The sequence below is a fragment of the uncultured Aquincola sp. genome (genome assembly GCF_964001545.1).
In the GTDB taxonomy this organism is placed as follows: domain Bacteria; phylum Pseudomonadota; class Gammaproteobacteria; order Burkholderiales; family Burkholderiaceae_C; genus Aquincola.
In genome coordinates, this window is record NZ_CAXFDV010000624.1 from 1 (window position 1) to 10391 (window position 10391).

The 10391-nt window shown below is 67.8% G+C and carries 12 protein-coding genes; 9 read left to right on the forward strand and 3 right to left on the reverse strand.

Annotated elements, in window-relative coordinates; all coding sequences use genetic code 11:
• A partial coding sequence (locus ABNT58_RS21735) for an FAD-dependent monooxygenase (protein WP_348755495.1) occupies nucleotides 1–535 on the forward strand: 535 nt, incomplete at its 5' end.
• A gap of 44 nt (nucleotides 536–579) precedes the next feature.
• On the forward strand, nucleotides 580–891 hold the full coding sequence (locus ABNT58_RS21740; protein ID WP_348755496.1) for an antibiotic biosynthesis monooxygenase: 312 nt from the start codon (nucleotides 580–582) through the stop codon (nucleotides 889–891).
• A gap of 55 nt (nucleotides 892–946) precedes the next feature.
• Here the strand turns inward: ABNT58_RS21740 and ABNT58_RS21745 are convergent, their stop codons facing one another.
• Both ABNT58_RS21745 and ABNT58_RS21750 read right to left on the reverse strand, forming a co-directional pair.
• Nucleotides 947–1825: a ferritin-like domain-containing protein gene (locus ABNT58_RS21745; protein WP_348755497.1), complete on the reverse strand. Its 879-nt coding sequence runs from the start codon at nucleotides 1823–1825 to the stop codon at nucleotides 947–949.
• A gap of 25 nt (nucleotides 1826–1850) precedes the next feature.
• Nucleotides 1851–2789 carry a MerR family transcriptional regulator gene (locus ABNT58_RS21750; protein ID WP_348755498.1) on the reverse strand — a complete coding sequence of 313 codons (939 nt, stop codon included), beginning with the start codon at nucleotides 2787–2789 and terminating at the stop codon, nucleotides 1851–1853.
• Between the two features lie 111 nt (nucleotides 2790–2900).
• On the opposite strand from ABNT58_RS21750, the gene ABNT58_RS21755 reads away from it, so the two are divergent.
• The 4 genes from ABNT58_RS21755 (at nucleotide 2901) to ABNT58_RS21770 (ending at nucleotide 7084) form a co-directional block, all read left to right on the forward strand.
• Nucleotides 2901–3482, forward strand: coding sequence for a glutathione peroxidase (locus ABNT58_RS21755; RefSeq protein WP_348755499.1), 582 nt, complete (start codon nucleotides 2901–2903; stop codon nucleotides 3480–3482).
• A 266-nt stretch (nucleotides 3483–3748) separates the two neighbouring features.
• Nucleotides 3749–5050, forward strand: coding sequence for an FAD-dependent oxidoreductase (locus ABNT58_RS21760; RefSeq protein ID WP_348755500.1), 1302 nt, complete (start codon nucleotides 3749–3751; stop codon nucleotides 5048–5050).
• The gene (locus ABNT58_RS21765) at nucleotides 5047–5832 is read left to right on the forward strand and encodes a DUF1365 domain-containing protein (RefSeq protein WP_348755501.1); all 786 of its coding nucleotides are present in this window, start codon (nucleotides 5047–5049) and stop codon (nucleotides 5830–5832) included. Before ABNT58_RS21760 ends, ABNT58_RS21765 begins: the two co-directional genes overlap by 4 nt.
• A gap of 4 nt (nucleotides 5833–5836) precedes the next feature.
• Nucleotides 5837–7084 (forward strand): cyclopropane-fatty-acyl-phospholipid synthase family protein, encoded by a 1248-nt coding sequence (locus ABNT58_RS21770; protein WP_348755502.1) that lies wholly within the window; start codon nucleotides 5837–5839, stop codon nucleotides 7082–7084.
• Here ABNT58_RS21770 and corA read toward each other — a convergent pair.
• Nucleotides 7076–8038 carry a magnesium/cobalt transporter CorA gene (gene corA / locus ABNT58_RS21775; RefSeq protein WP_348755503.1) on the reverse strand — a complete coding sequence of 321 codons (963 nt, stop codon included), beginning with the start codon at nucleotides 8036–8038 and terminating at the stop codon, nucleotides 7076–7078. The two genes, ABNT58_RS21770 and corA, sit on opposite strands and share 9 nt — an antisense overlap.
• 403 nt (nucleotides 8039–8441) lie before the next feature.
• On the opposite strand from corA, the gene raiA reads away from it, so the two are divergent.
• From raiA to hprK, 3 genes are all read left to right on the forward strand, one after another.
• Complete coding sequence (gene raiA / locus ABNT58_RS21780) at nucleotides 8442–8780, forward strand: ribosome-associated translation inhibitor RaiA (RefSeq protein WP_348755504.1); 339 nt, start codon at nucleotides 8442–8444, stop codon at nucleotides 8778–8780.
• A gap of 207 nt (nucleotides 8781–8987) precedes the next feature.
• The gene (locus tag ABNT58_RS21785) at nucleotides 8988–9458 is read left to right on the forward strand and encodes a PTS sugar transporter subunit IIA (protein ID WP_348755505.1); all 471 of its coding nucleotides are present in this window, start codon (nucleotides 8988–8990) and stop codon (nucleotides 9456–9458) included.
• Nucleotides 9459–9468: 10 nt separating this feature from the next.
• The coding region (hprK, locus tag ABNT58_RS21790) for an HPr(Ser) kinase/phosphatase (protein WP_348755506.1) at nucleotides 9469–10391 on the forward strand (923 nt) is incomplete at its 3' end.

A 10391-nucleotide genomic window follows, 5' to 3' on the forward strand; every position in this document is an offset into this window, starting at 1 on the left:
GTCGGCAACCCGCAGCCGCTACTACGTGCAGTGCTCGCTCGACGACCAGGCCTCGCGCTGGAGCGACGACGACTTCTGGGCCGAACTGGCGCGCCGGCTGCCGGCCGACGTGGCGGCCAACCTGGTCACCGGTCCGTCGATCGAAAAGAGCATCGCGCCGCTGCGCAGCTTCGTGGCCGAGCCGATGCGCTTCGGCCGGCTGTTCCTGGCCGGTGACGCAGCCCACATCGTGCCGCCAACCGGCGCCAAGGGACTGAACCTGGCCGCCGGCGACGTGGGCCTGCTGGCCCGTGCGCTGGAGGAGCACTACCGCGGCAACGACCGCGGCATCGACACCTATTCGCAGCGCTGCCTGCAGCGGGTGTGGAAGGCCGAGCGCTTCTCGTGGTGGTTCACCTCGTTGATGCACCACTTTCCTGAGACGGGCAGCTTCGGCCAACGCATGCAGCAGGCCGAGCTGGCCTATCTGGTGTCCAGCGACGCCGCGCGCACGGTGGTGGCCGAGAACTACGTCGGTCTGCCGCTGGTGATGTAAGGTCGGCGCCCCGAAGACACCCTCACGCGACGGAGCGCGATCCCATGATCCTCGAACACGCCGACATCATCATCCCGCCGGGCCAGCAGGCCGCCTTCGACGAAGCCATCGTGCGCGGCATCACCACGGTGATCAGCCAGGCCCAGGGCTTCCGGGGCTGGCGGGTGCAGCGCGGCGTCGAGTCGGCCGAGCGCTATGTGCTGACGATCTACTGGGACACGCTGGAAGACCACACCGTGGCCTTCCGCCAGGGCCCGCTGTTCGCGCAGTGGCGCGCCATCGTCGGCCCGTTCTTCGCCAAGCCGCCGGTGGTGGAGCACTTCACGCTGGTGGGCGAGGCGCCGCTCACGTCCTGAAACGAAAAAAGCGCCCTAACGGGCGCTTTGGAAGCTTCAGCCGGCCGGTAAAACGTCAGGCCGGCTGGGCGCCGTTGGCCCCGCCGCGCTGGGCGGCAGCCGCCGCCACCGCCTGCGTCACTTCCTTGCGGTAGCGGTTGAGCTCCTGCACGCTGGCAAAGCTGCGCTCCAGCAGCAGGCTCAGGTTGTGCAGGATGCGGTCGCCGACCTTGTTTTCCCACACCGCATCGAACTGGATCTGCTTGTCCAGCCAGGCTTCCAGCCAGGTGGGGTCGGGCAGGCGGCTTTGCACCGTGTCGCGCGGGAACAGCTTTTCGTTCACGTGCAGGTTGGTCGGGTGCAGCGCCTGCGCGGTGCGGCGGGCGCTGGCCATCAGCACGCCCACCTTGGCGAAAGCGGCACGCGCCTCGTCGCCGAACTTGTTAAGCGCCCGCTTCATGTAGCGCAGGTAGGCGCCGCCGTGGCGCGCTTCGTCGCGGGCCAGGGTTTCGTAGATCTTGCGGATCACCGGCTCGGTGTGCCACTCGGCCGCACGGCGGTACCAGTGGTTCAGCCGCACCTCGCCGCAAAAGTGCAGCATCAGCGTCTCCAGCGCGGGCGCGGGGTCGAACTCGAACCGCACCTCGTGCAGCTCCTGTTCGGTGGGCACCAGGTCGGGCCGGAAGCGGCGCAGGTACTCCATCAGCACCAGCGAATGCTTCTGCTCCTCGAAGAACCACACGCTCATGAACGCGGAGAAGTCGCTGTCGTCGCGGTTGTCGCGCAGGAACATCTCGGTGGCCGGCAGCGCCGCCCACTCGGTGATCGCGTTCATCTTGATGGTCTGCGCCTGCTCTTCGGTCAGCAGGTCGGGTTGGAACTGGTCCCACGGAATGTCCGTGTCCATGTTCCAGCGGACGGCTTCGAGTTGCTTGAAGAGTTCAGGGTAGAGCATCGCGGTTCCTAGGGAGCCCCCGATTCTATTCGGGGGGGATGGCCCCGTCCCGCCAAGTCCTTAGTGCCGGCAGCACATCGTCCAGCGACGTGAAAGCCGGCACGCCCGGCACCCGGCGCCGCGCCCCGGCCATGGCCGCCCCGCCCGCCCACACCTGCACCGCCGGCGGCAGCGCATCGCGCAGCTGCTGCAGGCCGCGCTGCACCTGCGCCGGTTTCTGGCAGCCGGTGAAGCTCAGCGCCACGATGTCCACGTCGAAGGCGTCGACAGCCGCCACCACGTCGGGCACCGGGGTCTGCACACCCAGCGACACGCAACGGCAGCCTTCCATCGCCAGCAGGGCCTCCACCATCAGCAGCCCCAGGCCGTGCGGCTCGCCGGGCAGCGTGGTCAGCATCACCACCGGGCGGGCCTGCGCACCGGCCGGCTGCAGGCGGCCCAGCGCCACCCGCAGCAGCACCGTGACCATCTCGGTATAGGCATGCTCCTCGAACACGGCCAGCTCGCCGCGCATCCAGGCGTCGCCCACGCGCGTATTCATCGGCACCAGCCACTCGACGACGAAGCGCGCCAGCCCCAGCCGGGTCAGCGCCTCGGACAAGCACTGCCGCACCCCTTCCAGCTCATGACGACGCAGATGGTCGAAGCAGGCATCCATCGCGCTGCTGCCCCGGCGGGCCGCGGGCGTGGGCATGGCTTGCGGCGCCTGACGGGGGCCGCCCATGTCGCCCAGCATCTGCAGCAAGGTGGCGCGCGGCAGGCCCACCACGCGGCCGGGGCGGTGGCCGGCGTCCAGCAGCCGCTTGATCGTGCGCAGGCGCTCCAGCTGCTCATGCGGGTACGCCCGCTCGCCGGTGGATTCGCGGTGGGGGGAGGGAAAGCCATAGCGACGTTCCCACATCCGCAGCGTTTCCTTGCTGAGGCCCGTGTCCCGCTCCACCGCCGCGATCGACCATATCGGCAACGGGGGCTCTTGTGTCGTCGGGTCGCCGCTCATTTGTATTAGACAAACTCCAGTTCGTTGCGCATGATAGGCGTGCACACCGCCAATTTGCAGTATTTGTTCAGGACAAAAATGACACTCGGCTTCTTCCTCCGCGGCTTGCTGGCCCTGCTGCTGACGGCGTCGCTGCCCGCGGCGCATGCAGCGCCCGACGCGTGCCCCGCCCTGCTGGACCACACGCTGCCGCGACTGCAGGACGAAAAGCCGATCAACCTGTGCGGCTACGCCGGTCAGGTGGTGCTGGTGGTCAACACGGCCAGCTATTGCGGCTTCACGTCGCAGTACAAGTCGCTGGAAGCGCTGTACGACCGCTACAAGTCGCGCGGCTTGGTGGTGCTGGGCTTTCCCAGCAACGATTTCGGCTCCCAGGAGCCCGGCAGCAATGCCGAGGTAGCGGCCTTTTGCGAGAACACCTTCGGCGTCAAGTTTCCGATGTTCGCCAAATCGACGGTCAAGGGCAGCAGCGGGGTCAATCCGCTCTATCAGCAGCTGGCGCAGGCCAGCGGCAAGACGCCGGGCTGGAACTTCCACAAGTACGTGATCGGCCGCGACGGCCGCTTTGCCTTCAGCGCCGGCAGCATGACCGACCCGCTGAGCAAGGGCTTCGTGGCAGACGTGGAGAAGCTGCTGGCGCAACCCGGAGCGGCCAAATGAGCCGGCTGGCGCCCGTACGATCGCAAAGCTTTGTTTCTGGCGCATGTGGTGCGGAACTCCGCGCGTGCATGCACCTCTCAGCAGACGGATGCGCTGCACGGCGGCCATCTGAACGGTTTTGTCTGCGGCGTGGCCTTCCTGTTGAACAGGCTGAAATCCCGAAGCGTCTCTCCTCCTCCTCCCTCCCTCCCTCCTTCGCTTCGGGGCGCCACGCAGCAGCTTTTGTACAAGGGCCGGCGCGCTGCGCCCGCCCGGGGGCCTGAGCCATGCGGCGCGTTGCCGTCATCGGCTCGGGCATCGCCGGCCTCTCGGCCGCCCGCACCATCGCCCCACATGCCGCGGTCACGTTGTTCGAATCGGGCAGCTGGTTCGGCGGCCATGCGCACACCGTCGATGTGACGCTGGATGGCAGCACCCATGGCGTGGACACCGGCTTCCTGGTCTTCAACCTGCGCACCTACCCGCAGCTGATCGCGCTGTTCGACGAGCTGGACGTGGCCACCGCGCCATCGGAGATGTCGTTCTCGGTGCAGGCGCCCAGCCAGTCGCTGATCTGGAGCGGCAGCAACCTGGGCAGCGTGTTCGCCCAGCGCCGCAACCTGGTGCGACCCCGCTTCTGGGGCATGCTGTCGGACATCCTGCGCTTCAACCGTGTGTGCACCGGCATCGCGCTGCGCAATGCCGATGCCGAACTGGCCGAGCCGCTGGGCGCCTTCCTGGCGCGCCACCGTTTCGGCGAGCTGTTCCGCGACGGCTACCTGCTGCCGATGATCGGCTGCATCTGGTCGTGCCCCACGGACCAGATGCTGCAGTTTCCGGTCGGCACGCTGATCCGCTTCTGCCACAACCACGGCCTGCTGCAGACCACGAACCAGCCGCCCTGGCGCACGGTGCGCGGCGGCTCGCGCGAATACGTGCGCCGGCTGGTGCTGGAGATTCCCGACGCCCGCCTGAACACGCCGGTGCTGGCGGTGCAACGCCTGCCGCCGGGCGATGGCCGCGCCGGCGTGCTGGTGACCACCGCGCAAGGCGTGGAACGCTTCGACGACGTGGTGATGGCCTCGCACAGCGACACCAGCCTGGCGCTGCTGAAAGACGCCACCGCCGCCGAACGCGCGGTGCTGGGCGCCATCCGTTACCACGACAATCTGGCGGTGCTGCATACCGACGCCTCCGTGCTCCCCCCCATCCGCCGCGCCTGGGCGGCCTGGAACTACGAACGCGCGCCGCAAGCCGCCAAGGAAGAGGCGGCGGTGTGCCTGCACTACCTGATCAACCGGCTGCAGCCGCTGCCCTGGCAGACGCCGGTGGTGGTGTCGTTGAACCCGGTGCGCCCGGTCGATCCGGCCCAGGTGCTGGGCGAATGGTCGTACGCACACCCCGTGTTCGACCAGGCCGCGGTGGCGGCGCAGCAGCGGCTGCCCGAGGTCCAGGGCCGCCATGCGGTGTGGTTCTGCGGCGCCTGGACGCGCTACGGCTTCCATGAAGACGGCCTGATGTCCGGCCTGGCAGCGGCCGAGAGCTGGCTGGCCCAGCACGGCCACAGCCCCAGCCGCGTGGCCGCGTGAACGGCCCGCAGGTCCTGCTCGGCCTGGGCACCGTGCGCCACCAGCGCACGCGGCCGCAGGCGCACGGCTTTTCCTACGGCACCTACTTCGTGCTGCTGCCGATGCGGCACTGGCGCGCGCACCCGGGCGGGCCGCTGCCGCGCAACCGTTTCGGCCTGGTGAGCTTCGACGACCGCGACCATGGCGATGGCCGCCAGGACAGCCTGGCCTGGGTGGAATCGGTGCTGGCGCAGGAAGGCATCGGCGACGTGGATGGCGAGATCTGGCTGCACTGCTTTCCGCGGGTGCTGGGCCACACCTTCAAGCCGGTGAGCTTCTGGTACTGCCACCGCGCCGACGAGTCGCTGGCGGCCATCGTGGTGGAGGTGAACAACACCTTCGGCGAGCGCCACTGCTACCTGCTGGCCGGCGACGACCTGGCCTGGGGCCGCGAGCTGCGCGCGCGCAAGGTGTTCCACGTCTCGCCGTTCTGCAGCACCGAAGGCGACTACCGCTTCCGCTTCCTGCGCACGGCCGAGCGGCTGCAGGACGGCCGGCTGCGTCCAGCGCGCACGGTCGTGCGTATCGAGCACCACGATGCTCAAGGCCTGCTCATCGCCACCAGCGTGGCCGGGGAACTGGCCCCCGCCACCGCCCAGCGCCTGCGCGCGGCCTTCTTCGGTCAGCCGCTGATGACGCTGGGCGTGGTGGCCCGCATCCACTGGCAGGCCTGGAAGCTGTGGCGCAAGCGCGTGCCCTTCTTCCGCAAGCCGACCCCGCCCCAACAATTCGTGACCCGATAGCCCCATGACCACCAGCACCACCACCCTGACACCGCCGCTGGCCCTGCCCAGCGGGGCGCCGGCCGCGGCCCGGGCCGTGTTCAAGCTGCTGCGCAGGCTGCGCCACGGCACCTTGCAGGTGCAGTGGCCCGATGGCACCCACACGCAGTTCGGCGAGCCGGCTGCCGCCGGCCAGGTGCCGCGCGCGCTGCTGCGGCTGCACAACTGGCAGCCCTGTGCGGCCACGCTGCGCTCGGGCGACATCGGCTTTGCCGAGACCTACATCGCCGGCGACTGGGATACGCCCGACCTGCCCGCACTGCTCAAGCTGCTGCTGGTCAATCGCGAGCAGATCGAATCGGTGGTGTATGGCCGCTGGTGGGGCGCGCTGGCCTACCGGCTCAAGCACCTGCTCAACCGCAACTCGCGCAGCGGCAGCCGGCGCAACATCCACGCGCACTACGACCTGGGCAACCCGTTCTACCGCGAGTGGCTGGACGAGACGATGAACTACTCCAGCGCCTGGTTCGAGGGCGACACCCAGCGCCCGCTGGCCGATGCGCAGCGGGCCAAGGTGCGGCGGGCCATCCGCGAATGCGGGCTGCAGCCCGGCCAGCGGCTGCTGGAGATCGGCTGCGGCTGGGGCGCGGTGGCCGAAAGCGCGGCGGTGGAATTCGGCGCCCACGTCACCGGCGTCACGCTGTCCACCGAGCAGCTGGCCCATGCGCAGGCGCGCATGGCCCGCGCCGGCGCCGCCGATCGCTGCGACCTGCGGCTGCAGGACTACCGCGACATCGACGACGGCCCCTACGACGCGGTGGTGTCCATCGAGATGTTCGAGGCCGTGGGCCGCGAGTACTGGCCCACCTTCTTCCAGACGCTGCGCCGCCAGCTCAAGACGGGCGGCAAGGCCTGCATCCAGAGCATCACCATCCGCGAAGACCTGTTCGAGCGCTACGTCAAGGGCACCGACTTCATCCAGCAGTACGTGTTCCCGGGCGGGCTGCTGCCCAGCCCTTCGCGCTTTCGGGAACAGGCCGAGGCCGCCGGCCTGCGCGTGGTGCAGGAGCTGGACTTCGGCCCCGACTACGCCGAAACGCTGGCGCGCTGGCGCACCGCCTTCCTGTCGCGCGAAGGTCCGATCCGCCAGCTCGGCTACGACGCGCCCTTCATCCGGCTGTGGACCTTCTACCTGGCCTACTGCGAAGCGGCCTTTGCCACCGGCAACACCAGCGTCATGCAGTTCACGCTGGAAAAAACCGGCTCAGCGTAGCCAGCCCTTGCGCTTGAAGTACAGGAACGGCGCGGCCACCGAGGCCGCCATCAACGCCAGCACGTACGGGTAGCCCCAGGCCCAGTCCAGCTCGGGCATGAACTTGAAGTTCATGCCGTAGATGCTGGCGATCAGCGTGGGCGGCAGCAGCGCCACGCTGGCCACCGAGAAGATCTTGATGATCTTGTTCTGGTTGATGTTGATGAAGCCCACGGTGGCGTCCATCAGGAAGTTGATCTTGTCGAACAGGAAGGCGGTGTGCGAGTCGAGCGAATCGATGTCGCGCAGGATCTGCCGCGCCTCCTCGAACTGTTCGGCATTGAGCATGCGGCTGCGCATCATGAAGCTCACCGCGCGGCGGGTGTCCATCACGTTGCGGCGGATGCGGCCGTTCAGGTCTTCTTCCTTGGCCACCGCGGCCAGCACCTCGCCGGCGGCGCGGTCGTCCACTTCCTGCTTCAGCACCCGGGCGCTCACCTTCTCCAGCGCGTCGTAGATGCCTTCCAGCGCATCGGCGCTGTACTCGGCGTCGGCGTCGTAGAGCTTGAGCAGCACGTCCTTGGCGTCTTCGATCAGCGCGGGCGTGCGCCGTGCGCGCAGGCGCAGCAGGCGGAACACCGGCAGGTCTTCGGCATGCACCGAAAACAGCACGTTGCCCTTGAGGATGAAGGCCACGCGCACATTGCGCGGCGTGACGTCGTCGTCGATCAGGAAGTCGGACCGGATGTGCAGCTCGCCGTTGTCTTCCTCGTAGAAGCGGGCCGATTCCTCGAGGTCGTCGTCCACCGCGTCTTCAGGGATGGTGAGCCCGAAGCGGCTGGCGATCCAGCCCTTTTCCTGCGGCGTGGGTGCGTCCAGGTCGACCCACACGGGCCTGAGATCGGCCAGCGCGTCGGCGCTGTCGATCTCTTCCTGGAACAGCCGCCCATTGGCGAGCCTGAAGACATTCAGCATGCGGTACTCCGGCGCTCTGGGGCGCCCTGCGGGGTGCAACGGTTTGTCAGCGTCCGCCCTGCCCCGGCATGCCGGCGCGGGCGGTCACCTAGGGTGACTCTGGTCCACGGATCTCTCCAGGTAAGCCTTCGATTATGCCCATGAGAAATGGCGGCACGGCGCAGCCGCTGCGATGCCGGACGGGGCTTTTTCCAAGATGGATGAGACACGTCACACTGCGTTGCCATGAGCCGTTTTCGTCGGCTTGTCATGCCCCGGCTGAGGGGGCACACTGTTTTCGACCGCCCCGCCACCAGCCTCTGCCCACCTGCCTCTCCCTCTGCTTTTCCCCCTGCCTTTTCCCCTGAAAGACCCCCTGCGGATCTTTCGTCTTCCCCCAACCCTTCCCCCCAAGGAGGACCTGATGAACCTGACGATCAGCGGACACCATCTCGAAGTCACCCCTGCACTTCGTGAGTACGTGCTCACCAAGCTGGACCGGGTGACCCGACATTTCGACCAGGTGGTCGACATCAACGTGCTGCTGAAGGTGGAAAAGATCCGGGAAAAGGAACGGCGCCAGATGGCCGAGATCACCGTGCACGTCAAGGGACGCGACATCTTCGTGGAGCAGAGCCACGAAGACCTGTACGCCGCCATCGACCAGCTGGTGGACAAGCTCGACCGGCAGGTGTGCCGTCACAAGGACAAGGTGCAGGACCATCACCATGCCTCGGCCAAGCGCATGAGCGCCAGTGCCTGAGCGGTTGATCCCGAAGCCTTAGCATGAGCGGCCGGCCACGGCCGCTTTTTCGTTGGCTACCGCCTTGTCGCAGCGCAGCAAATCCGCAACACCCGCAGACCGGGTAGTGCAGACCCATGGCGCTCAGGAGGGCGGTTTCTATAATCGATCCCCTCTTTGCCACTGTTCCTGCGGTTGTCGCTGCCGCCGCAACGTCAGGGAACCCAAATGAACCGTCTCGCCGCCATCCTGCCCGCCAGCAACGTGCTGGTGAACGTGGAAGCCACCAGCAAGAAGCGTGCGTTCGAACAGGCAGGCCTGCTGTTCGAAAATCAGCACGCCATCGCGCGGGCCACGGTCAGCGACAACCTGTTCGCGCGAGAACGCCTGGGCTCCACGGGCCTGGGCCATGGCGTGGCCATTCCGCATGGCCGCATCAAGGGTTTGAAGAACCCGCTGGCCGCCGTGCTGCGTGTGCAGCAACCCATCCCCTTCGACGCGCCCGACGACGAGCCGGTCAGCCTGCTGATCTTCCTGCTGGTGCCCGAAGCCGCCACGCAGCGCCACCTCGAGATCCTGTCCGAAATCGCCGAGCTGCTGTCCGACCGCGAACTGCGCGAGCGGCTGAAGACCGAATCCGATGCGGCCGCGCTGCACAAGCTGATCGCCGACTGGGCGCCGCTGAAGTCGGTCGCCTGACGCAGGGGCCGTGAAGCCCTCGTCCATCAGCGCGGAAGCGCTGTTCGAAGAACATCGTGAAGCCCTGCGCTGGGAGTGGGTGGCCGGCCATGCCCACCCCGAGCGCCGCTTCGACGACGCCGCCGTGCGCGACGCACGCTCGGCCGCCGACCTGGTCGGCTACCTGAACTACATCCACCCCTACCGGGTGCAGATCGTCGGCCGCCGCGAAGTGGCTTACCTGAGCCAGAGCGCCGACGAGACGCTGGAGCGGCGCATCTCGCGCATCGTGACGCTGGAGCCGCCGGTGCTGATCGTGGCCGACGACCAGGTGCCGCCCGACCGCCTCACCGCCATGTGCGACCGGGCGGAGATTCCCCTCTTCGTCACCGCCGAATCGGCCGGCCATGTGATCGACGTGGTGCGCGGCTACCTGGCGCAGCTGTTTGCCGAGCGCACCACGCGCCACGGCGTCTTCATGGACATCCTGGGCCTGGGCGTGCTGCTGACCGGTGAGTCGGGTCTCGGCAAGAGCGAACTGGGCCTGGAGCTGATTTCGCACGGCCACGGCCTGGTGGCCGATGATGCGGTCGATCTTTACCGGGTTTCACAAACGGCCATCGAAGGCCGCTGCCCCGAGCTGCTGATCAACCTGCTGGAAGTGCGCGGCATCGGCCTGCTCGACATCAAGGCCATCTTCGGCGAGACGGCGGTGCGCCGGAAGATGCGGCTCAAGCTCATCGTGCACCTGGTGCGCAAGGAAACGATGGAGCGCGAGTTCGAGCGCCTGCCCTACGAGCCCATGTACGAAGAAGTGCTGGGCGTGCCGGTGCGCAAGGTGATCATCGCGGTCGACGCCGGCCGCAACCTGGCGGTGCTGGTCGAGGCTGCGGTGCGCAACACCATCCTGCAGCTGCGCGGCATCGACACCTACCAGGAGTTCATCCAGCGCCA

Coding starts and splice junctions, on each gene's coding strand:
- ABNT58_RS21740 (WP_348755496.1), top strand. CDS start 580: ATGATCCTCGAACACGCCGACATCATCATCCCGCCGGGCCAGCAGGCC.
- ABNT58_RS21745 (WP_348755497.1), bottom strand. CDS start 1,825: ATGCTCTACCCTGAACTCTTCAAGCAACTCGAAGCCGTCCGCTGGAAC.
- ABNT58_RS21755 (WP_348755499.1), top strand. CDS start 2,901: ATGACACTCGGCTTCTTCCTCCGCGGCTTGCTGGCCCTGCTGCTGACG.
- ABNT58_RS21760 (WP_348755500.1), top strand. CDS start 3,749: ATGCGGCGCGTTGCCGTCATCGGCTCGGGCATCGCCGGCCTCTCGGCC.
- ABNT58_RS21770 (WP_348755502.1), top strand. CDS start 5,837: ATGACCACCAGCACCACCACCCTGACACCGCCGCTGGCCCTGCCCAGC.
- corA (WP_348755503.1), bottom strand. CDS start 8,038: ATGCTGAATGTCTTCAGGCTCGCCAATGGGCGGCTGTTCCAGGAAGAG.
- raiA (WP_348755504.1), top strand. CDS start 8,442: ATGAACCTGACGATCAGCGGACACCATCTCGAAGTCACCCCTGCACTT.
- ABNT58_RS21785 (WP_348755505.1), top strand. CDS start 8,988: ATGAACCGTCTCGCCGCCATCCTGCCCGCCAGCAACGTGCTGGTGAAC.